This window comes from Ruegeria sp. CH11 (genome assembly GCF_056537105.1).
In genome coordinates this window covers 28,436-52,301 of the sequence record NZ_JBQFQX010000010.1, presented here as the reverse complement: position 1 = coordinate 52,301, position 23,866 = coordinate 28,436, and the positions used below count along the sequence as shown (strand labels likewise).

Sequence of the window (23,866 nt, the reverse complement as noted above, 5' to 3'; positions counted from 1 at the left end):
CATGGCTAGCATCGGAAAAATCCTGCGCCGCACCTTCCTGATCGGGTCCGCAGCTGTTGTAGGTGGAGTTGCTTTTGGCGCGTACTATGTCTCGCGCCCGGCGGCCAATCCGCTGAAACCCGGAAAGGGTGAAACCGCCCTTAGCCCCTTTGTTCTGATCGACCAGCAAGGCGTGACGCTGTTTGCCCCGCGCGCCGAAATGGGTCAGGGCGTTATGACCACCTGGACCGCGCTGATTGCCGAGGAACTGGATGTCGAACTGGACCAGATTCGCGTTCTGCATGGCCCGGCTGCAGCGGCTTACTATAACTCCGCCCTGGTCGGAGAAGGCTTGCCGAACAAAGGTTATGACGTCTCGGACTTTCAGCACAATCTGGGTGAAGCGCTGGGCGTGCTCGGCAGAACGCTGAGCTTGCAGGTCACTGGCGGTTCGACCTCGATGAAAGACGGGTTCGAGCGGATGCGGATGGCCGGAGCCACCGCGCGCGAAACGCTCAAGCAGGCTGCGGCTGACCGTCTGGGCGTCGACCGCGGTAATCTGAAAACCGAAAACGGAACGGTTATCGCGCCAGATGGCACACGCATTCTCTATACGGAACTGGCCGAAGCCGCCGGCCAGATCGAACCGCCCGAAACGGCCCTGCGCGACCCGTCGGAATGGCGGCTGCTCGGGCAACCTCAGAAACGCGTGGACATTCCCGGCAAATCCACCGGCACCGCCGAATTCGGCATTGACGTCCGGCCCGAGGGTTTGAAATTCGCCTCGGTTCGGATGAACCCCAAGCTGGGCGGTCAGATGAACGGTTTCGATGCAAGTGCAGCCGAATCCATGCCCGGTGTCGAAAAGATCGTTGATCTAGGCACCGGTGTCGCGGTCATCGCGAATAACACCTGGCTGGCGATACAAGCAGTCGAGGCGATTGACGTCGATTGGGGCGAGGCGCCCTATCCGCCCGAAACCGACGGTCTGATGGCCGAGATCGCGCAGGCCTTCGACACGGCCCCGAACTCGACCATGCGGGATGACGGGGATGTCGATGTAACCCCCCAAGGTGCAACCGAAATCACCGCGGAATACACCGTGCCCTATCTGGCCCACGCCACGATGGAGCCGATGAATGCGACGGCGCTCTATACCGGCAAGAAACTCGACCTGTGGTGCGGTAACCAGGCACCGACGCTGATCCAGTTCCGCGTCGCCAATGTCGCCAATCTAAACACCGACGCGGTCGAGATACACACCACCTATCTGGGCGGCGGATTCGGTCGCCGGGGGGAGCTGGACTTTAGCGAAATTGCCACCAAGGTCGCAATGACCATGCCCGGCACCCCGGTCCAAACGACCTGGAGCCGCGAAGAGGATATGCGCCACGACTTCTACCGACCAGCCGCGATCGCGCGGATGCGCGGTGCGGTCAAGGACAGCAAGGCGGTTCTGATCGACGGCAAGGTTGCCTCGCAATCGCCGACGCAACAGGCGGTCACACGGTATACCGGATTTGCCGGAGGGGGCCCCGACAAGGTTTTGGTTGAGGGGTTCTTTAACCAACCCTACGCGGTCCCGAACTACCGGATGAGCGGCCATATCGCCGATCTGGCTGTGCCAGTTGGCTTCTGGCGCTCGGTCGGCAACAGCCATAACGGGTTCTTCCACGAAACCTTCATGGACGAGATGGCCCATGCAGCAGGTCGCGACCCGCTGGAGTTCCGGCTGGATCTGGCCAAGACCGAACACGAGCCTTCGGCAGGGTGCCTTCAGGCGGTCAAAGAGATGTCGGGCTGGACCGGCAAGACACCGGATGGCGTCGGGCGCGGCGTCGCGCTGACCTACAGTTTCGGCACCCCGGTCGCGCAGGTGATCGAGGTGGTGGACGAGGACGGCACGATCCGCATTAGCAAAGCCTGGATCGCCTGCGACATGGGCCTAGCGCTGGACCCTGCAACGGTCGAAGCGCAAATGATCGGCGGCATGATCTATGGCCTGTCTGCAGCGGTTCAGGGAGAAATCACCTTTGCCGATGGTGAGGTCGAACAGGGCAATTTCTACGATTACGACGCTCTGCGCATGCACAACACACCCGTGACCCAAGTACGGATTCTTGAAACCAACAAGCATCTGGGTGGCGCAGGAGAACCCGGAACGCCCCCGTCCATGCCCGCGCTTGGCAACGCGCTGTTCGACCTGACGGGTCAGCGCGCGCGCACCCTGCCACTGAATACTCAGTTCGATCTGTTGGTTTGACCTATGGCATCGGCCCGGAGCTTGTCCGGGGTCGATGCCAAACGCCTTAAGCCGTACGCTGCAGGCGCGCTGACTTGCGACCAGCGGCCCAGGCATGGACCGCCGCGCCGAACTTCTCGAACAAGGGGCGCGAGACCGGATCGTTTGCCGCGTCCCACTCGGGATGCCATTGCACCGACAAGGTGAAACCCGGGGCATCCTTGACATAGATCGCCTCGGGCGTGCCATCGGGCGCGTGGCCGTCGATGACAACGTCATGTCCCAGGGTCTTGATCCCCTGCCCGTGCAGAGTGTTGGTCATCACCTCGGTGGCCCCGAACAGGTCGTGGAACACACCGCCTTCGGTCAGGGTTACCACATGGCGCAGAGCGAACTTCTCCTCCAACGTGCCGTCAGGCGGCATCCTGTGATTCATTCGCCCGGGCAGATCGCGGATCTCCGGGTAAAGCGTCCCGCCCATCGCGACGTTCACCTCCTGAAACCCGCGGCAGATGCCAAAGAACGGCTGGCCCCGCTCGACGCAAGACCGGACCAGGGGCAGTGTGATCGCATCGCGGGCGCGGTCGAAATCCCCATGCGCGGCGGTCGCGCATTCGCCATACTCTTCCGGGTGCACATTCGGTCGCCCGCCGGTCAGCAGAAACCCGTCGCACACTTCCAGCAATTCCTCGACCGAGACAAAGCGCGGGTCGGCCGGAATCAACAGCGGCACGCAATCTGATACGTTCGAAACCGCGTCAGAATTCATCGTCCCGCCCGCATGGGTCGGGTACTGATCATTCATCAGGTATGAGTTGCCGATTATTCCGACGACCGGTCGCACCATTCAATCCTCACCAGAATTTAGAACTGTTCGAATATTCATGCCAAAAATGCCCGAACATTCAAAGTGCGTGGGCGCAGCTTGGGCTGTGAATTTCTCAACACCTGCATTTTCGGGCCATAGATATGCCGCAGTTCTGGGCCAAACAGCCATTATCCGAGGGGATTGGACAGATTGTCGTGACAATAACAGTCAAAAACCAAAGCAGAATTCAGCGGCTGGTGCTGTCTGATAGCCTCAGCCGGGCCGAGGTCATTCTGGCCTGTCTGCTGGCAGCGATCACCGGACTTTGTGTTGTTTTGTCGATCCTGAAATCTCAACCCATCGCCTGGGCCGGTTTCGGGATGAGCCTTGTGCCGACCGTTGGCCTGTTTGTGGCGGGGATTTACATCCGCCAGGTCAAGAACCAGCCCAGAATTGCGCAGCTCGCCATCGCAAACAGCCTATTTCTGGGATTCATGGGCGTAACCACCCTGTTGATCTACCTTCGGTTTCCGATTGTAGAGTTGGCCTTTGACCAGGTGCTTTTGCGCGCCGATGCCGCGATGGGCTATGTCTGGCCTGACCTTGTCCAGACCGTCGCTGCCTATCCGGAATTCGGATACGTCCTGCGGTTTGTCTACCTCAGCTCGCTGCCGCAGCTTTTTGTCATGGTCGGGTATCTTGCCTTGTCGGGCCGAAGCGACAGGCTGGATCAAGCGCTGCTTGCAGGAACGCTCAGCCTGCTTTTGACCACGATCATCTGGTGGATTGTTCCCAGCGTTGGGCCTTCGGTCTTTCATAGCCTGCCGGACGGGCTTGAGGACCGGATCGGATTGGTAACCAACGCCTACTATGCCGAGACGCTGCGTACCCTGTCCGCGCATGGGCTTGAGGTTATACGCCCGTCGGACATCGTTGGAACGATCGCATTTCCGTCATACCATACGGTGATGTCGCTGCTGGTCGTCTGGTTCCTACGCAGAACGGCGTTGTTTGTACCTGCCGTTCTGCTGAACATTTTGATGATCCCGGCGATACTGTCCCATGGCGGTCACCACCTGATGGACATGGTCGGAGGGATTGTGGTCTTCGCAATCGCGACGTGGATCGCGACCCGCCCGTGGATGCACGGCGCGAAGACCTAGGTCAGGCTTCGCCGACCAACCCTGCTGCTTCTATACCCGCCAGCGCGGCTGCGGCGTCGTTGTCTGACGTATCGCCGGTTACGCCCACAGCGCCAATCACCGCCCCTTTACGGTCGCGCAGCAGCACACCGCCGGGAACCGGAACCAGCTGACCACCATAGACACCATTCATGCAGGCCATGAAATACGACTGTGCCTCGGCCCGCTGCATCTGAGCGGTACCTGCCATGCCCAACATGACCGAACCATAGGCTTTACCCTGGGCAATCGCGAACCGACCCGGGGCCGCGCCATCTTCACGCTCGAAAGCGATGACATGGCCGCCAGCATCCAGAACCACAACGGATAGCGGTTTCAATTCGTTCTCCCGCCCGTTTTCCAGCGTTTTTCGGATGATCGTGCGGGCTTTGCGTAGTGAAACCGACATATGGAGTCCTTTCGACAGAATTTCTCCGGATCAAACTGTAGCCCAGAGCCCGTATCTTCAAGGTCTCATTTGGTTTGGGCCTTCAGTTCCAAACGCCGGGCATGCAGGACAGGCTCGGTATACCCCGAGGGCTGCACCCGGCCCCGGAAGACCAAATCACAGGCAGCCTGAAAGGCGATGCCGTCAAAATTGGGGGCCATTGGAGTATAGGCCGGATCATCCGCATTCTGCCGATCGACGACAGCGGCCATCTTTTGCATCGCGGCCATAACCTGTTCCCGGCTGACAACGTCGTGATGCAGCCAGTTCGCCAGCGCCTGCGAGGAAATCCGGCAGGTGGCGCGGTCTTCCATCAATCCAACATCATGAATGTCTGGCACCTTTGAACACCCGACACCCTGATCGACCCAGCGCACGACGTAGCCCAGAATGCCTTGCGCGTTGTTTTCAATCTCGCGGGTGATCTCTTCGTCACTCAGGTTGCGCCCTTCGAGCAATGGTATGCTCAGCAGGTCATCGAGCGTCCCGCGCGCGCCGCCAGCTGCAAGTTCGTCCTGACGTGCCAGCACATCTACCTTGTGGTAATGCGTAGCGTGCAATGTCGCAGCTGTGGGCGACGGTACCCAGGCGCAGGTCGCGCCTGATTTCGGGTGGCCGATTTTAGCCTCCAGCATTTCGCCCATCCGGTCTGGCATCGCCCACATGCCCTTGCCGATCTGCGCCTTGCCTTTCAGGCCACAGGCCAGACCGATATCGACATTGCGATCTTCGTAGGATGCGATCCACGGAGTGTTCTTGATGTCGCCTTTGGGCAGCATCGGGCCCGCTTCCATCGAGGTGTGAATCTCATCTCCGGTTCGATCGAGGAAACCGGTATTGATAAAGGCGACGCGCGATTTGGCGGCGCGGATGCACTCTCGGAGATTGGCAGACGTGCGACGCTCTTCATCCATGATGCCCAATTTGACAGTGTTGCGGGGCAAGCCCAAAATATCTTCGACCATGTCGAAGATTTCGACCGAATAGGCGACCTCTTCCGGTCCGTGCATCTTGGGTTTGACCACATAGACCGAACCGGCGTCCGAGTTGCCACCACCGCGCTGAAGGTCGTGCATAGCAATCAGCGTGGTGCAAAGCGCATCCATCAACCCCTCGCCGATCTCGCGACCCTCGGCATCCAGCACTGCGGGGTTGGTCATCAGGTGCCCCACGTTGCGCACCAGCATCAGCGAGCGGCCCTTCAGCGTGGCAGCGTCGCCATTCGGTTCGGAATAGTCCAGATCGCGCGCCAGTTTGCGGGTGAAGGTTTTACCACCCTTCGTCACCTCTTCGGCCAGGTCGCCTTTCATCAGCCCAAGCCAGTTGCCATAGGCCACGACTTTGTCAGCGGCGTCCACGCAGGCAACGGAATCTTCGCAATCCATGATCGTCGACAGTGCCGATTCCAACCGCACATCCGAGATATGCGCAGGATCCGTCGCGCCAATGACGCTATGAGGGTCGAGCATGATCTGAATGTGCAGGCCATTGTTGCGCAACAGCACAAACTCGGGCTTGTCAGGCGCGCCACCAAATCCAGCGAACTGACCGGGATCCGCAAGGGTTGGCATCAGCGCGCCGTCCTGCACGCTCAGACCGGATACATCTGCCCAGGAACCAAAGGCCAATGGCACGGCCTGATCCAGAAACGACTTGGCCCATGCAATGACGCGCGCGCCGCGTTCGGTGTCATAGCCCTTTCCGTTGGGCAGATCACCCAAAGCATCGGTTCCGTAAAGCGCATCATACAGGCTGCCCCAACGTGCGTTGGCGGCGTTCAGCGCGAAACGGGCGTTGGTGATCGGCACAACCAGCTGCGGCCCGGGCGTCACCGCGATTTCAGGGTCGACACTGTCCGTTTCAATCAGAAAGTCCGGGCCAACCTCGACCAAATAGCCGATTTCGCGCAGGAAATCCTGATAGGCGTCGGCGTCATGCGGCTGCCCCTTACGGTCCACGTGCCAGCCATCGATGCGGCTTTGGAGATCAGCCCGCTTTGCCAGAAGATCGCGGTTCCGCGGGCCCAACTCATTGACCAGACGCGCAAGACCGGCCCAGAAGCTCTCGGGTGAGACGCCTGTACCCGGCAATGCGCGGGTTTCAATGAAATCCACCAAATCCCGGTCAATTTGCAGCCCGCTCCGGGTCATTCTGTCAGTCATGCGCCCTACTCTCTCGCAATTGTGTGCCATTGTATGCGCTTCTCACTTAGGCCGTTTGTTTCCGATAGGCAACTTTTGACTTTGCGTGCGCGCCGTTCGGCTCTGCAAGAAGCTGTTTCAAAATCGTCAAGGCAATGGCCGGGCCGGTTGCAGCCCCCTGACGAAGCCCCTAACGTCGCGCCAGAACCGTATTGATGCGAGGCCCCCGATGCGCGATGCCGCCCCTACCACCATCTATCTGAAAGACTACACGCCCTTCGGCTATCTGGTAGAAAGTGTGCACCTGACCTTCGACCTTGCGGCCCATGCCACCCGGGTCACATCTCGGATTGCCTTCCGCCCGAACCCCGCGGCGACCGACCGCACCTTCTTTCTGCACGGAGAAGACCTGACCCTGATCCGCGCTTCGGTCGACGGCGTAGAAATCTCGCCAGAGGTAACCGACAAGGGGCTAACAGCCGATGTGCCCGAGGCGCCGTTTCTGTGGGAGGCTGAGGTCGAGATCGATCCCGGCAACAACACCGCGCTTGAAGGGCTTTACATGTCCAACGGCATGTATTGCACCCAATGCGAGGCCGAGGGGTTCCGCAAGATCACCTATTACCCAGACCGCCCGGACGTGATGTCGATCTTCACCGTGCGCATCAATGGCGACCTTCCGGTGTTGCTGTCCAACGGCAACCCGACGGCAAAGGGCGAAGGCTGGGCCGAATGGACCGACCCGTGGCCCAAACCGGCCTATCTTTTTGCACTGGTGGCGGGCGACCTGATCGCGCATCCGGGCCAGTTCACCACCATGTCGGGTCGCGAAGTCGAGCTGAACCTCTGGGTTCGCCCCGGCGACGAAGGCAAGTGCGCCTTTGGCATGGAGGCTTTGAAAAAGTCGATGAAATGGGACGAAGACGTCTATGGCCGAGAATACGATCTGGATGTGTTCAACATCGTCGCCGTAGATGACTTCAACATGGGCGCGATGGAGAACAAGGGGTTGAACATCTTCAACTCCTCAGCCGTTCTGGCCAGCCCGGAAACCGCGACTGACATGAACTTCGAACGGATCGAGGCGATCATCGCGCACGAGTATTTCCACAATTGGACGGGCAATCGCATCACCTGCCGCGACTGGTTCCAGCTGTGCTTGAAAGAAGGGCTGACCGTCTTCCGCGATGCGCAATTCACATCCGATTTGCGTTCAGCCCCGGTGAAGCGAATCCATGACGCCATCGACTTGCGGGCGCGGCAATTCCCCGAGGATAACGGACCGCTGTCGCACCCTGTTCGCCCGGAAAGTTTTCAGGAAATCAACAACTTCTACACATCAACTGTCTATGAAAAGGGCGCCGAGGTTATCGGCATGCTGAAACGGTTGGTCGGTGATGACGCCTATGCCAAGGCGCTGGACCTCTATTTCGACCGTCACGATGGACAGGCTTGCACGATCGAGGATTGGCTCAAGGTGTTCGAGGACGCGACAGGCCGCGACTTGAGCCAGTTCAAACGCTGGTACAGCCAGTCGGGCACGCCGCGTGTGTCGGTCGCCGAGGATTGGGCAGATGGCACCTATACGCTGACCCTAAGCCAGCAGACGCACCCGACACCCGGGCAACCCGACAAGCAACCACAGGTCATTCCTGTGGCCGTGGGCCTGTTGAGTCCAAACGGTGATGAGGTCCACGAGACTCAGGTCTTGGAACTGACCGAAGCCGAACAAAGCTTTCAGTTCACAGGTTTGGCCGCCAAACCTGTGCCGTCGATTCTGCGGGATTTCTCGGCGCCGGTGATCCTTGAGCATGCCCACTCGAATGCCGAGCGCGCCTTTCTGCTGGCCCATGACACCGACCCGTTCAACCGCTGGCAGGCCGGTCGCTCGCTGGCCGAGGACAGCCTGTTGAAGATGATTACGCAAGACGCAGCACCCGATGCCGAATATCTCGACGGGCTGCTGGCGGTGATGCGGGATGGTGATCTGGACCCGGCCTATCGCGCACTTATGCTCGGTCTGCCGACGCAATCGGAACTGGCAGCCGCCCTGCACGAACAGGGTACGACACCTGATCCGATGGCAATCTGGACCGCAGTGGAAACGTTGCGGCAGGCCACGGCACAGCATTTGCAGGATCTGCTGCCGCGTCTGCAAAGCGAGGCTCTGGTCAATGCCCCCTACCAACCGAATGCGGACCAATCGGGCAAGAGAGCCTTGGGAGGTGCGGTACTGGCGTTGACGACCCGGCTGGACGGTGGCGCACAAGCCGCGGACGCTTACGGCGCGGCAGGCAACATGACCCTGCAATTGGCGGCCTTATCCTGCTTGCTGCGTGCAGGCAAAGGCAAGGCGCAACTATCCGCATTCTATGATCAGTGGCGTCATGACCGGCTTGTGATGGACAAGTGGTTCGCGCTTCAGGCGTCGCTGGCGGCCCCGCAGGACACACCTGCAACCGCGCGAGACCTGACGCAGCACCCAGATTTCAATTGGAAAAACCCCAATCGGTTCCGCGCGCTTATGGGATCGCTTGCGACAAACCATGCAGGGTTTCATCAGGCAGATGGCACGGGATACGCGCTGTTGGCCGATTGGCTGATCCGGCTGGACCCCGTCAATCCGCAAACAACGGCCCGGATGTGTTCTGCCTTTCAGACCTGGAAACGATACGACACTGACCGGCAAGACCTGCTGCGCGCGCAGTTGACCCGTATCGCTGAAACCCCCGACCTGTCGCGCGACACGACCGAGATGGTCTCGCGCATTTTGGACGCGTAAACGTGGGGCCGGAACCCTTTTCCTTTACGCGCCACAACCGATCACAGCGCACGGTTGCAGTTCTGATCTGCGTCTATGCCGCTCTGATCGGGCTGGTGGTCGTGTTTGACGCTGTCTGGTGGCTGGTCGGCTTGCTGGGCCTAGCCACTCTGCCCGCGCTTTGGGACGTGGTACGGGACACGAATGCGGGTGTACGGATGGACGGCCAAACGCTCAGCTGGCACAGCGGGCAACGTCAGGGCGATATCCCATTGGCGCAGATAAAGAAATTCCGCTTCGACACGCGCTGGGATCTTTCGGTCCGCGCGTCCGCCATCCTGCAAACGGACAAACGCGTGCGCCTGCCGGATGAATCACTTCCGCCGCACCGAGAGTTCGAACAGCTCCTGATTGACGCCGGGTTCACGGTCGAACGCCACCATTTCCGCGTTTTCTGAAACGATCGGCAGCATTGCACAGGATTGATCCAAAATCAGGCGTTTCGACGGTGCTACCTTGATTTAAGAGCGTTTTTTGGCCAGACTTGCGGGGTTAGAAGTGTGTTCAAGTTCGAGTTTTGCCATGTTGCGGTCTATGAGGGCTGTGTTTGCCCGGTTATTTGCTCCTACCCGTCAAGAAAAATTGCATCCGTTCGCGGAGTGCCCGGTCGAGGGTGTTGAGCATTTCGCGACAGGAAAGCTGAACATTCCCGTTGCAAAACCAAGTGCCGAAGCGTTGATTGATCACAAGATCATCGAACGCGGGCGGTATCTGGCGCGCCAGGGCATGTGGTCCCACCTGTCCTCTGAGATGCAGACAGCGGACAGGGCCGGTGAAACGACCCCGTGCGGTCAGCCGGTTGCCGACCTTCTGGCATTTGGTGCGCGTTCGGATGTCGTGCTGGCGGTTGAGCACGCCCTGTCTGACGGCAAAGCGATCGCAGACTACGACTTGCTCTGCGGTATCTCCGAGCTTGAAAGCGAGATGAATGAGCATCCCGGCGATCCGATGATCGCGCTTGTCGTCGCCTTGGCCCATATCGACCTGGCTTGGGCATGGCGCGGGAAAACGCCCGAAGCCCAATTGCCCCGCCTGCACCGCTCGCGCTGCGCGGCGCATTTTGACCGGGCCTCGGCGATATTGGCCGAATGCCGCGCCCAGGCGAAAGACAGCCCGGCCATCGCTGCCGGCGACTGCGCGCTGTTGGCCGGTCACCGTACCGCAAACGTCCGCGCTGCGGACAAGTTCGAAACCCTGATTTCGCTGGACCCGCACAATCACCGCCACATGCGTGTGATGGGGGCTCATCTGCTGCCGCGATTCTTTGGCAGCTACGAAAAGCTTGAAAATCAGGCGCTACGTATGGCGGCAAAGACCCAGGCGATCTGGGGCGCGGGTGGCTATACCTGGGTTCAGTTCGATGCGATTGCGCAGGATGACGAAGCCTGCGCACGCGTCGATGTCGAGTATTTCCTGGAAGGTATGCGCGATATCGTAGCGCGACGGCCGGATCAGGAAACCATCAACCTGTTGGCCGCGTACTGCGCAATCACTTTGAAGAACCGCATGGGTCGCAACGACCGGGCCGATCAAGCGCGCAAACAGATTTGCGATGCGGCCGACTGGCTGATCCGCGACCACTTGACCGAACTGCACCCGCTGATCTGGGCGCATGCCGCAAACGGGTTCAACAACAGTCTTCGTATCAGCTCGGCCGAACGTTTCGCCGCATTGGGACACCGCGATGCCTTGCGAGCGATTGGCAACCTGTTCCGGGATGAATTGCGCAGCGGTCTGAACGTGACCTTCACGCCCAGCGGGCTGCGCCTTTCCAGCAACTGATCAGCACTGGCACCGGCGGCCGATTTCAGGGATTCCGCCCCATTCCCCCTTGCCCCCTTGTCGTGGCAGGCATAATACGCTGGTCTAGATTGCTGCGGATAAGAGGCGCGCCATGCTCGACCTGACCTACGATATGCCCAAAGTCAAAACCATTGCCGGTGCCAAGCACGATTGGGAATTGGTAATCGGGATGGAGGTGCATGCTCAGGTCTCATCCAACGCCAAGCTGTTTTCGGGCGCGTCAACCCAATTCGGGGCCGAACCAAACTCGAACGTGGCCTTTGTGGACGCCGCGATGCCCGGCATGCTGCCGGTGATCAACGAATACTGCGTCGAACAGGCTGTGCGTACCGGGCTGGGACTGAAAGCGGATATCAACCTGAAATCGGCGTTTGACCGCAAGAATTATTTCTACCCTGACCTGCCGCAGGGCTATCAGATTTCCCAGCTGTATCACCCTATCGTGGGCGAAGGCGAAGTGCTGGTCGAGATGGGCGGCGGCACCGCGCGGATGGTGCGCATCGAACGTATCCACATGGAGCAGGACGCGGGCAAATCGATCCACGACATGGACCCGCATATGTCCTTCGTCGATCTGAACCGGACAGGTGTTTGCCTGATGGAGATCGTCAGCCGCCCCGATATTCGTGGCCCGGAAGAGGCTGCAGCCTATATCGCTAAGCTGCGCCAGATCATGCGCTATCTGGGCACCTGCGACGGCAACATGCAAAACGGCAATCTGCGGGCGGACGTGAACGTCTCGATCTGTTTGCCGGGTGCTTATGAGAAGTATCAGGAAACGCAGGATTTCTCGCATCTCGGCACCCGCTGCGAGATCAAGAACATGAACTCGATGCGCTTTATCCAGCAAGCGATCGAGGTCGAAGCCCGCCGTCAGATTGCGATCGTCGAAAGTGGTGGAAAGGTCGAGCAGGAAACCCGTCTTTATGATCCGGACAAGGGTGAGACCCGCTCGATGCGCTCCAAGGAAGAAGCGCATGACTATCGCTACTTCCCCGATCCCGACCTGCTGCCGCTAGAGATTGAGCAGGCATGGGTGGATGACATCGCCGCCAACCTGCCGGAACTGCCTGACGACAAGAAGGCACGGTTCATCGATGCATTCGGCCTGACCGACTATGACGCATCCGTGCTGACCGCCGAGGTCGAAAGCGCCGCCTATTTCGAAGACGTCGCAAAGGGGCGTAATGGCAAACTGGCTGCGAACTGGGTCATCAACGAGTTGTTTGGCCGGTTGAAGAAAGAAGATCATGAGATCACTGAATCTCCGGTCTCACCTACGCAACTGGGCGGCATCATCGACCTGATCGCCTCGGACGCGATCTCGGGCAAGATCGCCAAGGACCTGTTCGAGATCGTCTATACCGAAGGTGGCGACCCGGCGCAGATCGTCGAAGAGCGTGGCATGAAGCAGGTGACCGATACCGGCGCCATCGAGTCCGCGCTGGACGAAATCATCGCCGCGAACCCGGCGCAGGTCGAGAAGGCCAAGGTGAACCCGAAACTGGCAGGCTGGTTCGTTGGTCAGGTCATGAAGGCCACTGGCGGCAAGGCCAATCCGAAAGCCGTTAACGAGTTGGTGAGCAAAAAGCTGGGATCGTAAACCCAGCTTCCGATGGATTGAACGGAGTCAGGCCCCGGCTTGACTCCGTTTTCTTTTGTGCTCTTTCTTCGGCACCAGAGAGGTGAGGTATCATGCAGAACAGATTTGATCAGGAACTCGAAGACCGGCTGATGCGCTATGCGGCCATTGACAGCCAAAGCGACGAGACATCGGCGACTACGCCAAGCACCGAAATCCAGTTCGACATGCTGAACCTGCTGCGCGATGAGTTGACCGAGATCGGAGCGCAGGACGTGGAGCTGACCGGTGACAGCGTTGTCGTGGCAACCATTCCCGGGACCGCACCGGGGCCGACCGTGGGTTTTCTGGCCCATGTTGACACGGCACCTCAGTTCAATGCCACCGGTGTCAAACCCCGCGTGATCAAGGGATACAATGGCGGGGACATCACCTTTCCCGATGATCCCGATCTTGTTCTTTCTCCTGACGATCACCCCTATCTGGCCGAGAAGATCGGACATGACCTGATCACAGCCTCGGGAACGACGCTTTTGGGGGGCGATGACAAAGCAGGCGTGTCGATCCTGATGACGATGGCGCGGCACCTGATTGCAAACAAGGACGTGGCTCACGGTCCGATCCGCATCGCCTTTACGCCTGACGAGGAAATCGGGCGCGGGGTCACAGAACAGCTGCCCAAGGATCTGAAGGCCGATTTCGCCTATACGCTCGACGGGCAAGAGGTTGGCGAGATCGAATACGAAAGCTTCTCGGCCGACCGGGCGGTGATCAAGATCACCGGCGTGTCGATCCATCCCGGGTTGGCCAAAGGACAATTGGTGAATGCCGCCCATCTGGCGGCCAAGATCGTGCAAGCGCTACCACAGGCCACCATGACACCAGAGGTGACCGATGGGCGCGAGGGGTTCATCCACATCACCGACATGAATGGTGGTTCGTCTGAGATGGAGATCAAGCTGATCCTGCGCGATTTCGAGATGGACGGGCTGGAGGCCCAACGCAACATCGTCCGTCAGATTTGCGCTGCCGTGCAGGCCACCGAACCGCGTGCGACCATTACTTGCGACATCAGCCACCAATACCGCAACATGCGCTATTGGCTGGAAAAGGACATGACCCCCGTCGATTTGGCCCGCGCAGCCTGCGAGGACCTTGGGGTCGAGGTCATTTCGGTGCCGATCCGAGGCGGCACCGACGGCTCGCGCCTAACAGAGTTTGGCACGCCGACGCCCAACATCTTTACCGGCATGCAATGCATTCATGGCCCGAAAGAGTGGATTTCCGTGCAGGATATGGCGCTCGCGACCGAGGTTTGCCTGTCTCTTGTCGGCAAGGCAGCGCGGGCTGCGAGCAACAGTGCGGGCTGAATTTCGCCAATTGCCGAAGATCGCTTTTCCCTCGGCAGCAAAATGTTAGTTTGCCGGGACATGACAATCAGGACCGATTGATGCAGCGCTACGAATACAAAGTTGTCCCCGCCCCGCAGAAAGGCACCAAGGCCAAAGGCGTCAAGACGCCCGAGGGCAGGTTTGCGAACTCGGTCGAGCAGCTTCTGAACCAGATGGGACAGGAGGGTTGGGAATACCAACGCGCCGAGCTGCTGCCCAGCGAAGAGCGTACCGGTCTGACCGGGTCAGCGGTGAACTGGCGCAATGTTCTGGTGTTTCGGCGCGCATTGACTGATGCAACCGCTCAGGATCAAGACGCCCCCCAAGATGCAGAGCCCGAGGGCGTCCCATTGGCACGTCCCGTTCCCGGACCGGAAGAACGCCTGCCAGACCCAACACCAGAGCCTCAGGTCGCGGCCCCTGCGCCAATCGCCGCCGAGGTGAAGGACCCGCCCCTAACGCTGAAAGACACGGAAAGCGTTCCAGACTCTGATCAGGACGCGTCAGAGCCAAAACCCTGATACCTCCGACCGCCGGTCACGGCACTGTGGTGTGAATGTGAACGTAAAAGCTGGCACATTCGGCATGAACACATGTCGGAGGGTGCCATGTCTATTTCACGTCGTGGTTTCGCAGGAGGGCTCGGATTAGCGCTTGGGCTTCCCGGATCGCTATGGGCGCAAGAGGACCCGATTCTGGACGCAGTCAGATCCACGCTGTTCGGATCGTCCGCCGAATTCGAACAGGGCATGGCCTACCTGAAACAGCGAGGCAACCCGGATGTGGTCGCCGCCCTTTTGACGGCGATGCGCTTCGCCAGACGTCGGGACGACCAGATCGCCGAAGTGGCCGAAGCCCTGACAGGGCAGTCGCACGGTACTGACTGGTTCGAATGGATGCTGTGGCAGGAACGCAACCCGCAGATCGCTCCGCATCCCTCGCTGATCCCCTTCAAACGCGAGGTTCTTCTGGGCGTGGACCCGAATTTCGACGTCTTCCTGCGACCTGAATACCTGCAACCCAACCGGATGAAGATCCGCCTGGAGGAGATTGCATGGGGCGGTGTATCCAAAGATGGCATTCCCTCGCTGGACAATCCGACGCTGATATCAGCGGCAAGTGCGGACTACCTGAAAGAGGGTGATCTGGTCTTTGGCGTCTCGATCAACGGCGATGCACGCGCCTATCCGCTGCGCATTATGGGCTGGCACGAGATGTTCAACGAAACGATCGGCGGGGTTCCCGTCGCCCTTGCCTATTGCACGCTCTGCGGGTCTGGCATCCTTTTTGAAACGAAAGTGGCGGGTAGAAGCAAACCATTGGTCTTCGGCTCATCAGGGTTTCTTTATCGTTCGAACAAGTTGATGTTCGACCGCCAGACGCATTCCCTTTGGAACCAGTATACAGGCAGGCCGGTTGTCGGCCCTCTGGTCGACAGCGGGATCAAGCTAAGGCAACGCCCCGTGGTGATCACCACCTGGGACAGCTGGAAAACCTCGCACCCGGATAGCAAAGTTCTGTCGCTCAGAACCGGGCATCGCAGGAACTATGGGTCGGGCGTGGTTTATCGCGACTATTTCGCGTCGAGCGAGTTGATGTTCCCGGCACTGGTCGATCAGTCGCGGCATCGGCAGAAGGACTATGTCTTTACGATCCGCCAATTCGGCGCCGCCAGAGCCTGGCCATTGGACGCGTTCAGCCGGACGCGGGTTATCAACGATGCGATTGGCAACCGACCGCTGGTATTGATCGGCAATGCGGACAAACGCGCAGTGCGCGCCTATGAACGCGGATCGCACCGGTTTACCACATCTGATGGCGGACTTGTCGATGAGGCAGGCCAAAGATGGCGATTGACCGAAGAGGCCCTGATCGCGCCCAATGGCACCCAAATGCCGCGGGTGGCCGGACATATCTCGTACTGGTTTGCCTGGGACAACTATCTGGGCGATGCGGCCAGTGTCTATGGCGGCTGAAACTAGGAATGTTCCTCGGCCGCCGTGGCTGCCAGCGCCCGGTTATACGCCTTGAGCGCATCTACGTGATACAGCGCCCCCACCGCGTTCTCGCACCCATCATCGTCAATGATCACAACCGGGATGCAGGGGATGTCGTCGCGGTCGAAATAGGGCATCGCGGCCTCAAGCGTGGCGCTCGCCTTGACGCAGAGCCCCTGCTCGATCAGAGCCTGCGCCTCGTCCTTGGTGATCGAACGCGCGTCGCCGATCGGGCGCATCACAGCCCCCGCACGCAACATTGCAAGCAGATAGGCTTGCGGCCCGGCAGCCAGATGTACATTGCGTCGCTCGAGCTGGGTCAGGAAGAACGATCGGTCCACAAGGCGCGAGGCCAAAGCGGTGCTCATCGATACCGATACCATCACCGCAAGCCCGATCTGCCAATCTCCGGTCAGTTCGAATACGATCAGCGTCGTCGATATCGGCGCGCCCAGAACGGCGGCCGCAACTGCGCCCATGCCCGCAAAGGCATAAAGAGTATGCGTGCCCGAGACGTCCGGCAGCAGCCCGGTGGCGATCAGCCCGAACGCAAGGCCGGTGAGCGCGCCGATCATCAGCGAGGGCGAAAATACTCCGCCGCCCATGCGCCCACCCATGGTGATGGCCAGAGCCACGGTTTTGATCACCGCAAAGGCGATCGCAGTTGTCAGCACCAGATCCCCGGTCAATGCGCGGATTGTGGTCTCATATCCGACACCGATGATATGCGGGAACCAGATCGCCAAAAGACCCAGCATGGCACCGGACACCGCAGGGCGCAGCCAGCGCGGCAATGACAGGCGGTTCTGGACATGTGTGCCGATGTCCTCGGCAAAGAAAATCGACCGCATCAGCATAAGCGATACCAGCCCACAGATCAGCCCGAGGATCAGAAACGCGGGCAGTTCGACATAGAATTGCAACGATCCGGGGGTCTTTAGCGCGAACTCTGTGACATCGCCATATTCCAAACGGTTGATCACGGTCCCCGCGACCGAGGCGATGACAATCGGCGCAAAAGCATGCACGGCAAAGTGGCGCAGGACGACCTCGAGCGCGAACAACGCCCCGGCGATGGGGGCATTGAAACTGGCCGAAACAGCGGCCGCTACGGCGCACCCCAGCAGGTCGCGCCCGGTGATCCCATCCGCGTGGATGCGATTGCTGACCCAGGTCGATATCACACCCGCCATATGCACGACCGGCCCCTCGCGCCCGGAAGATCCACCGGAACTGAGGGTAATGAGCGAGGCGAAGAATGACGCGATCCCCGCTTTGGTCTCGACGCGCCCATCGGTGACGGCGGCCCCTTCGATCACATCCGCAACTGACCTGACCCGCCCATCATCGGTAAAATTGTGCAAGATGATACCGACCAGCAGACCGCCGATGATCGGAATGATCAGGATAATGAACCAAGGCAGCATTTCCGCGTGCGAATGCAATAGCAAAATATCGTCGGTATCGTAGATATAGGCCTGCAACGAGCGGATCGCCTTGCGAAAACCAAGCGCCATAAAGCCGGCCGCGATCCCGATGGCCAGCGCAATGAACCAGAACTGTATCTGACTGGGCCCGCGCCGCCGCAGAACCCGCCACGCATCCCAAAGCGCGGCGACGGCCTGATTGAACTGGTTGCGCAGAACGGTGCGGGTTGACTGGGTCATTGGCCCTCGGTCGAATAGCTGGTGACCCTTAGTAAGCCACGGAGAGCCCTTAGAAAAGACGCATCACACTCAGTTGTCGCCCGATACTGTGTCAGGCGAGCAACAAGGCGCGCGCCGCCGCTCGGGCCTCATCCGTGATCGTGTCTCCGGCGACCATACGCGCGATTTCATCGACGCGGTCCGGGTCGGCCAGGGGTATAACAGTCGACAGTGTTTGCCCGTCGGTAACATGTTTTTGCACACGCCAGTGATGCGCGGCACGAGCGGCGACCTGTGGCGAATGCGTCACCACCAGAACCTGCCCTCCCTTGGCAAGCGCTGCCAATCGTCGGCCAACCGCATCTGCCGTCGCGCCTCCAACGCCCCGGTCGATCTCATCGAAAATCATCGTGCGTGCGGTATCTTCGCCGGTCAGACAGACCTTGAGCGCCAGCAGGAAGCGGCTGAGTTCCCCGCCCGAGGCAATCTTGTTCAGCGGTCCAGATGGCGCTCCGGGATTGGTGGCTACTGTGAAGGCCACCGCATCCGCACCTTCGGGTCCCGGATCTGTCGGCGAGATTTCGGTCTGAAACACCGCGCGTTCCATTTTCAGAGGTGCAAGCTCTGCCATCACGGCAGCGTCCAACTGACCAGCCGCCGCGCGCCGAACCGCGCCAAGCTTTTCGGCAGCGGTGTTATAAGCCGTTTGCGCCGCCGCGACCGCCGCGCGCCGCTCGGCCAGATCCGCGTCCCCAGCCTCAAGCCGGTTCAGACGGTCGCGCAACGTATCGGCTAACCCGCCCAGATCGTCGGGCGCCACGTCATGCTTGCGCGCCAGTGCCCGTATTGCAAACAAACGTTCTTCGGCGGCTTCCAGTTCCGTTGGGTTGAAATCAAGCGCTTGAAGGCACGCATTTACACCGTCCTGTGCCTCGCCCAATTCGATCATCGCCCGGCCCAGAGCCGCGATTGGCTCCTCCAACTGCCCGCCTGCGCTGTCCGAAACCCCTTCGAGCCAGCGCACAGCATCGCCCATCGCGCCCTCGGCGCCGTCATTGCCCAAGAGATCGAACGCGCGCGCGACGTCATCGCGAATGCGCTCGGCCCCCTGCATCATCCGGCGGCGGGCATCAAGCTCGGCATCCTCACCCGGCTGCGGGTCCAACTGATCGAGTTCCGAGACCGCATGGCGCAGGAACTCCTCTTCCGCGCGCATGGCTGTAAGGGTGGCTTCGGTTTGCTCAAGTGCCTTACGGGCGCGCGACATATCGGACCACGCTGCACGGACAGCAGCCAGTTGATTGCCCGCCCCCGCGTAATCGTCCAGCATTGCACGGTGGCCGCGCGGGTTCAGCAAACCCCGGTCATCATGCTGACCATGCAGTTCAATCAATGTCTCGGAGAGCGCACGCAGCACTTCGCCCGAGCAGCGACGGTCATTGACCCAGGCGGTCTTCCGCCCCTCAGCGGTGTTCACGCGGCGCAGAATCAGCTCCTCTCCGCCCGGTAGTCCTGCCTCGGCCAGCACTTCATGCGCCGGATGACCGTCGGGCAGTTCGAATTCTGCAACAACCTCACCCTGCGCGGCGCCCTGACGGACCAGTTCTGCGCGCCCACGCCAGCCCAAAACAAAGCCCAGCGAATCCAGCAGGATCGATTTTCCCGCGCCGGTTTCTCCGGTCAGCGCGTTTAGACCTGGCTGAAACGCCAGTTCCAGCCGGTCGATAATCAGCATGTCGCGGATATCAAGGGCGCGCAGCATCGGGTCTTTACCGCCCCAAGCCCAAAGCCATCGCGATTACAGCCACTGACCCTTGACCGTTTGGCGATAGATCGTGCTGAGCCAGTTGTTGCCGCGGCTCTTGAGGTCAAGACCGCGCGAGGTCAGCAGTTTGTAGCCTGCATCGTACCACTCGGACGACTGATAGTTGTAACCCAAGATGGCGCCAGCGGTCTGGGCCTCATCGATCAGACCCAAAGACAGATATGCTTCGATCAGGCGATAGAGCGCCTCGGCGGTGTGAGAAGTAGTCTGGAAGTCCTCAACCACAACGCGGAAACGGTTGATTGCCGCCGTATAGTGATCCTGCCGCAGGTAATAGCGCCCGATCTCCATCTCTTTGCCCGCAAGATGGTCGAAGGCCAGATCGAACTTCAGAATGGCCGAGGTGGCATATTCACTGTCGGGATAAACCTCAATCACGGTGCGCAGGGCTTGCAGCGCCTGAAAGGTCAGGCCCTGATCGCGGCCAACCTCGTCAATCTGGTCATAATAGCTGAGTGCCAGAAGGTATTGGGCATAGGCTGCATCTTCGTCGGTCGGATAAAAGTCGATATACCGCTGCGCGGCAGCCCGGCTTTCTTCGTAGTTCTTGTCCGTGTGGAACGAAAACGCCTGCATGATCAATGCGCGTTTCGCCCAGTCAGAATAGGGATACAGACGCTCGACCTCGGAGAAATACCACGCAGCATCGTCCGAGCGATTCTGCGACAATTCAAACTCGCCTCGGGTATAGATCTGCTCGGGTGTAAAACCTTCCAGGTTCTGCGAACGATCGGCACCTTTTTTGCTGAACAGGCCACCGGAATTACCGCATGCCGTCAAAACTGCTGCCAGAAGAATCGCACCCGCGAACCTGACTGCCGCTTTGCTGCCAATCATACCGCACATCCTTGTCGTCTTACCAAGCGGGGATTGCCCCGGATCGGCCTTGGTCTAGCACATAAAATTCCGGTGCAAAACGCCTTATGCGCCCTCTGTCGGAAATGTCGTCAGAGTTGATCTGTTCACGCAACCTGCGGAATTTCGCTGCGCACGAGCCCCTGCCCGGGCAATTGCGCGGCCTGTTCCGGCGTGCACAGAACGGGACGCACGGCACCCGGCGTCTCGAACAGCTTCCGAAGAAGCGTATTGGTCATGGCGTGTCCCGACTTGTCACCGGTAAAGCGACCCAGAATCGGTCCGCCTGCCAGGTACAGATCCCCCAGCGCGTCCAGCATCTTGTGGCGCACGGCTTCGTCCTCGTGGCGCAAACCGCCTGGGGTCAGCACTTCGCTGCCCTGTACGACAACGGCGTTGTCCAGGGTGCCCCCAAGCGCAAGCCCGTTTTCGCGCATCGCTTCGACATCGGTGCGGCGGCAGAAAGTCCGGCTGTCGCACAGCTCACGCGCGAACGAGCCATTGCGCATGTCCAGAACCTTGGTCTGGCTGCCAATTGCTTCGTCTTCGAAGTCGATGTGGAATTCGATCACCAGCCCGTCAGCAGGCGCGATCGAGGCGCTTGCACCTTCCCGAGTCGCTGTCACCGGTTTCAGAACTTCATACGCAAGAACCGGGCTGGCCTGACGACGAACGCCCTTGGCCATGATACCGCGCACAAACTCGACCGACGAGCCATCCATGATCGGCACTTCGGGTCCGTCGATTTCAACCAGCGCATTGTGAATACCGCAGCCAGCCAGCGCCGCCATGATATGCTCCACGGTCGAGACCGCCACACCCGCGTCGTTGATCAGGCGCGTACACAGCGGTGTCCGCTCGACCACATCGTAGATCGCCGGGATCAGTGCATTGCCCAATTCGATATCGGTCCGCTTGAACCAGATTCCGTGACCCGCCGCAGCAGGTTTCAGAACCATCGCCACAGGCTTGCCGCTGTGCAGCCCAACGCCCGTGAACGTTACCGATGATTTGAGCGTATGTTGCAAAATGAACCTCAGAGAGCGGTGTCCAGCCTGGCAGTGGCTGTGTTGGCACATCAGTTAAGGAACGGCGCGCTAAGGCTCAACTCACTCTTTGCAACTGAATGAAACATGAATGTGACAGATCGGCAAAACCCTGCTTACAGCCACCCAACACCCTGCTTTTCAACAAAAAAGAGCCGCCCTGAGGCGGCCCTTGGGTTGTATTTTGTTACCGCGATCAGTTGGCCTGACGCCGCAGGAACGCCGGAATTTCGATGCGTTCCTGATCCGGATCGGCCTCATCCTGGGCGGGTGCCGTGGCGTCAGATGTCCGCAACGCGGGCTGTTGGCGCGTTGGTTGCGCGGGCGTATCAGCTGCATGCCCGGTCATCCGGTCGATCAAACGGTTGAAGCCAAACCGCGGCCGTTCCTCTTGTTCAGGCTGGGCCTGAGGGGCGGGTTCCTGCGCGGGTGTTACGTGCATGCGCTGTCCGTTTGATGGTACTTTCTGCACCGCCGCTTGCAGGCGTTTCATGGCCGCTGGAGACGGCGTTCCCGGGGCTGGCGCACGCGGAGCGACATAGCTTTCGGCGACCGGCTCTTCTGGTTCGTGGCGCGGTTCAAACTCTGCCACTTGCGGTTGATAGGCTGGCGGGGGCAATCCGTCGTCCTGCTGAGCTGTCGCAGCAGGCTCTTCATGCCAACCTTCCCGCAGTTCAACATCCTCAATGGATTCGAACAGGGTTGGTGCCACGTTTTCCTCTTGCGCAGGCGCTTGGGCCGCGATCTCCTGAGCCGGTTCTTCCGGTGCCTCTTCTGCCGAAACCGTGCGGGTCAGCGGGGCCGACATCGAGCGGCGCGCGACCGGGACGTCATCAGTTTTCTCGGTTGCATCGATGCCGGTGGCGACGACCGACACGCGCATGCCGCCCTCCATTTCGGTATCGAGGGTCGAACCGACGATGATGTTTGCCTCGGGGTCCACTTCCTCGCGGATGCGGTTCGCGGCTTCGTCCAGCTCGAACAAGGTCAGATCGTGTGCACCGGTGATGTTGATCAGCACGCCCTTGGCACCCTTGAGGCTGATCTCGTCCAGCAGCGGGTTGGCAATGGCTTTCTCGGCTGCCTGAATGGCGCGGTCCTCACCGGTCGCCTCACCCGTGCCCATCATCGCCTTGCCCATTTCGTCCATGACGGCGCGAACGTCAGCAAAGTCGAGGTTGATCAGGCCCGGACGCACCATCAGGTCGGTCACACCTTTGACGCCCTGGTACAAGACATCGTCAGCCATCGAGAACGCCTCGGTGAACGTGGTTTTCTCATTGGCCAGACGGAACAGGTTCTGGTTCGGGATTATGATCAGCGTGTCGACAACCTTTTGCAGGGCGTCAACGCCATCCTCTGCCTGACGCATGCGCTTGGCGCCTTCGAATTGGAAGGGTTTGGTCACAACGCCGACGGTCAGAACCCCCAGTTCGCGTGCAGCCTGCGCGATGATAGGGGCGGCACCCGTACCTGTGCCGCCGCCCATGCCTGCGGTGATAAAGCACATATGCGCACCCGCCAGATGATCGACGATCTGTTCGATGCTTTCCTCGGCAGCCGCCGCACCAACGGTCGGGCGAGCCCCCGCGCCCAGACCTTCGGTAACCTTGACGCCCAGTTGAACCCGCGCGGACGAGCTGCTTTGCTGCAGCGCCTGTGCGTCGGTGTTCGCGACCACGAACTCAACCCCGTCCAGCTGCTTTGCAATCATGTTGTCGACCGCGTTTCCACCCGCTCCGCCAACGCCAAATACCGTAATCCGTGGCTTCAATTCATCGTGCCCGGGCATCGAAAGATTCAATGTCATGCTCTGTCCGCCTGTTTTATATGTTGCCGCGTAATGCGGTACTTTTCTGACCTATCCACCTTTGATTCTACTGCTGAAATCCCCAAACGTCACGCCAAAAATCGCGAGAATCCACAAAATGTGGAGGAAATATGGCAGAGATCAGCGGCATTTCGCATGCCACGCCACATGTAGCGGTGCCAACCCAAAGACGCACAATGCACGGCATCATCGCCCCGCCACCACAGCGAAACGTTGCATCACGTAGATCGGTTTTTGATCGCGGAAAACTGCTCAGGTCCTGCCGCTGGG

17 protein-coding genes are annotated in these 23,866 nt (G+C 59.9%); 9 read left to right on the top strand and 8 right to left on the bottom strand.

What is annotated here, in order from left to right:
• Position 1 precedes the first annotated feature (1 nt).
• The gene (locus tag ACR0LX_RS15390) at positions 2–2,242 is read left to right on the top strand and encodes a xanthine dehydrogenase family protein molybdopterin-binding subunit (protein ID WP_480784467.1); all 2,241 of its coding nucleotides are present in this window, start codon (positions 2–4) and stop codon (positions 2,240–2,242) included.
• Between the two features lie 46 nt (positions 2,243–2,288).
• Here the strand turns inward: ACR0LX_RS15390 and ACR0LX_RS15385 are convergent, their stop codons facing one another.
• Positions 2,289–3,068 carry a gamma-glutamyl-gamma-aminobutyrate hydrolase family protein gene (locus ACR0LX_RS15385; protein ID WP_480573126.1) on the bottom strand — a complete coding sequence of 260 codons (780 nt, stop codon included), beginning with the start codon at positions 3,066–3,068 and terminating at the stop codon, positions 2,289–2,291.
• Between the two features lie 176 nt (positions 3,069–3,244).
• Between ACR0LX_RS15385 and ACR0LX_RS15380 the strand changes: the two genes are divergently transcribed.
• Positions 3,245–4,192 (top strand): phosphatase PAP2 family protein, encoded by a 948-nt coding sequence (locus tag ACR0LX_RS15380; protein ID WP_480784466.1) that lies wholly within the window; start codon positions 3,245–3,247, stop codon positions 4,190–4,192.
• Between the two features lies 1 nt (position 4,193).
• On the opposite strand, the gene ACR0LX_RS15375 is transcribed toward ACR0LX_RS15380, so the two are convergent.
• Both ACR0LX_RS15375 and ACR0LX_RS15370 read right to left on the bottom strand, forming a co-directional pair.
• Positions 4,194–4,619 (bottom strand): GlcG/HbpS family heme-binding protein, encoded by a 426-nt coding sequence (locus ACR0LX_RS15375; protein ID WP_480573120.1) that lies wholly within the window; start codon positions 4,617–4,619, stop codon positions 4,194–4,196.
• Positions 4,620–4,684: 65 nt separating this feature from the next.
• Positions 4,685–6,820, bottom strand: a complete 2,136-nt coding sequence (locus tag ACR0LX_RS15370) for a malate synthase G (protein ID WP_480784465.1) — start codon at positions 6,818–6,820, stop codon at positions 4,685–4,687.
• A gap of 208 nt (positions 6,821–7,028) precedes the next feature.
• On the opposite strand from ACR0LX_RS15370, the gene pepN reads away from it, so the two are divergent.
• The 7 genes from pepN (at position 7,029) to ACR0LX_RS15335 (ending at position 16,372) form a co-directional block, all read left to right on the top strand.
• Positions 7,029–9,581, top strand: coding sequence for an aminopeptidase N (gene pepN, locus ACR0LX_RS15365; protein ID WP_480784464.1), 2,553 nt, complete (start codon positions 7,029–7,031; stop codon positions 9,579–9,581).
• Positions 9,582–9,583: 2 nt separating this feature from the next.
• Positions 9,584–10,018 carry a hypothetical protein gene (locus ACR0LX_RS15360; RefSeq protein ID WP_480784463.1) on the top strand — a complete coding sequence of 145 codons (435 nt, stop codon included), beginning with the start codon at positions 9,584–9,586 and terminating at the stop codon, positions 10,016–10,018.
• Positions 10,019–10,202: 184 nt separating this feature from the next.
• Positions 10,203–11,402, top strand: a complete 1,200-nt coding sequence (locus ACR0LX_RS15355) for a hypothetical protein (protein WP_480784462.1) — start codon at positions 10,203–10,205, stop codon at positions 11,400–11,402.
• Between the two features lie 112 nt (positions 11,403–11,514).
• Positions 11,515–13,026 (top strand): Asp-tRNA(Asn)/Glu-tRNA(Gln) amidotransferase subunit GatB, encoded by a 1,512-nt coding sequence (gene gatB / locus ACR0LX_RS15350; RefSeq protein WP_480784461.1) that lies wholly within the window; start codon positions 11,515–11,517, stop codon positions 13,024–13,026.
• 92 nt (positions 13,027–13,118) lie between these two features.
• Complete coding sequence (pepT, locus tag ACR0LX_RS15345; protein WP_480784460.1) at positions 13,119–14,375, top strand: peptidase T; 1,257 nt, start codon at positions 13,119–13,121, stop codon at positions 14,373–14,375.
• An 80-nt stretch (positions 14,376–14,455) separates the two neighbouring features.
• Positions 14,456–14,917 carry a DUF4177 domain-containing protein gene (locus tag ACR0LX_RS15340; RefSeq protein WP_480784459.1) on the top strand — a complete coding sequence of 154 codons (462 nt, stop codon included), beginning with the start codon at positions 14,456–14,458 and terminating at the stop codon, positions 14,915–14,917.
• 87 nt (positions 14,918–15,004) lie between these two features.
• Positions 15,005–16,372: a DUF3179 domain-containing protein gene (locus tag ACR0LX_RS15335; protein ID WP_480784458.1), complete on the top strand. Its 1,368-nt coding sequence runs from the start codon at positions 15,005–15,007 to the stop codon at positions 16,370–16,372.
• Between the two features lie 2 nt (positions 16,373–16,374).
• Here the strand turns inward: ACR0LX_RS15335 and ACR0LX_RS15330 are convergent, their stop codons facing one another.
• The 5 genes from ACR0LX_RS15330 to ftsZ form a co-directional block, all read right to left on the bottom strand.
• Positions 16,375–18,060 carry a chloride channel protein gene (locus tag ACR0LX_RS15330; RefSeq protein ID WP_480784457.1) on the bottom strand — a complete coding sequence of 562 codons (1,686 nt, stop codon included), beginning with the start codon at positions 18,058–18,060 and terminating at the stop codon, positions 16,375–16,377.
• A 91-nt stretch (positions 18,061–18,151) separates the two neighbouring features.
• A complete protein-coding gene (gene recN, locus ACR0LX_RS15325) occupies positions 18,152–19,801 on the bottom strand; it encodes a DNA repair protein RecN (protein ID WP_480784456.1) in 1,650 nt (549 codons plus the stop codon).
• Positions 19,802–19,837: 36 nt separating this feature from the next.
• Entirely contained in the window at positions 19,838–20,701 is an 864-nt protein-coding gene (locus ACR0LX_RS15320) for an outer membrane protein assembly factor BamD (protein WP_480573085.1), read from the bottom strand.
• A 125-nt stretch (positions 20,702–20,826) separates the two neighbouring features.
• Positions 20,827–21,747 (bottom strand): UDP-3-O-acyl-N-acetylglucosamine deacetylase, encoded by a 921-nt coding sequence (lpxC, locus tag ACR0LX_RS15315; protein WP_480784455.1) that lies wholly within the window; start codon positions 21,745–21,747, stop codon positions 20,827–20,829.
• Between the two features lie 214 nt (positions 21,748–21,961).
• A complete protein-coding gene (gene ftsZ, locus ACR0LX_RS15310; RefSeq protein WP_480784454.1) occupies positions 21,962–23,575 on the bottom strand; it encodes a cell division protein FtsZ in 1,614 nt (537 codons plus the stop codon).
• Positions 23,576–23,866: the final 291 nt, after the last annotated feature.

Coding starts and splice junctions, on each gene's coding strand:
- recN (WP_480784456.1), bottom strand. CDS start 19,801: ATGCTGCGCGCCCTTGATATCCGCGACATGCTGATTATCGACCGGCTG.
- pepT (WP_480784460.1), top strand. CDS start 13,119: ATGCAGAACAGATTTGATCAGGAACTCGAAGACCGGCTGATGCGCTAT.
- pepN (WP_480784464.1), top strand. CDS start 7,029: ATGCGCGATGCCGCCCCTACCACCATCTATCTGAAAGACTACACGCCC.
- ACR0LX_RS15385 (WP_480573126.1), bottom strand. CDS start 3,068: ATGGTGCGACCGGTCGTCGGAATAATCGGCAACTCATACCTGATGAAT.
- ACR0LX_RS15375 (WP_480573120.1), bottom strand. CDS start 4,619: ATGTCGGTTTCACTACGCAAAGCCCGCACGATCATCCGAAAAACGCTG.
- ACR0LX_RS15390 (WP_480784467.1), top strand. CDS start 2: ATGGCTAGCATCGGAAAAATCCTGCGCCGCACCTTCCTGATCGGGTCC.
- ACR0LX_RS15335 (WP_480784458.1), top strand. CDS start 15,005: ATGTCTATTTCACGTCGTGGTTTCGCAGGAGGGCTCGGATTAGCGCTT.
- ftsZ (WP_480784454.1), bottom strand. CDS start 23,575: ATGACATTGAATCTTTCGATGCCCGGGCACGATGAATTGAAGCCACGG.
- ACR0LX_RS15330 (WP_480784457.1), bottom strand. CDS start 18,060: ATGACCCAGTCAACCCGCACCGTTCTGCGCAACCAGTTCAATCAGGCC.
- gatB (WP_480784461.1), top strand. CDS start 11,515: ATGCTCGACCTGACCTACGATATGCCCAAAGTCAAAACCATTGCCGGT.
- ACR0LX_RS15340 (WP_480784459.1), top strand. CDS start 14,456: ATGCAGCGCTACGAATACAAAGTTGTCCCCGCCCCGCAGAAAGGCACC.
- ACR0LX_RS15320 (WP_480573085.1), bottom strand. CDS start 20,701: ATGATTGGCAGCAAAGCGGCAGTCAGGTTCGCGGGTGCGATTCTTCTG.
- ACR0LX_RS15370 (WP_480784465.1), bottom strand. CDS start 6,820: ATGACTGACAGAATGACCCGGAGCGGGCTGCAAATTGACCGGGATTTG.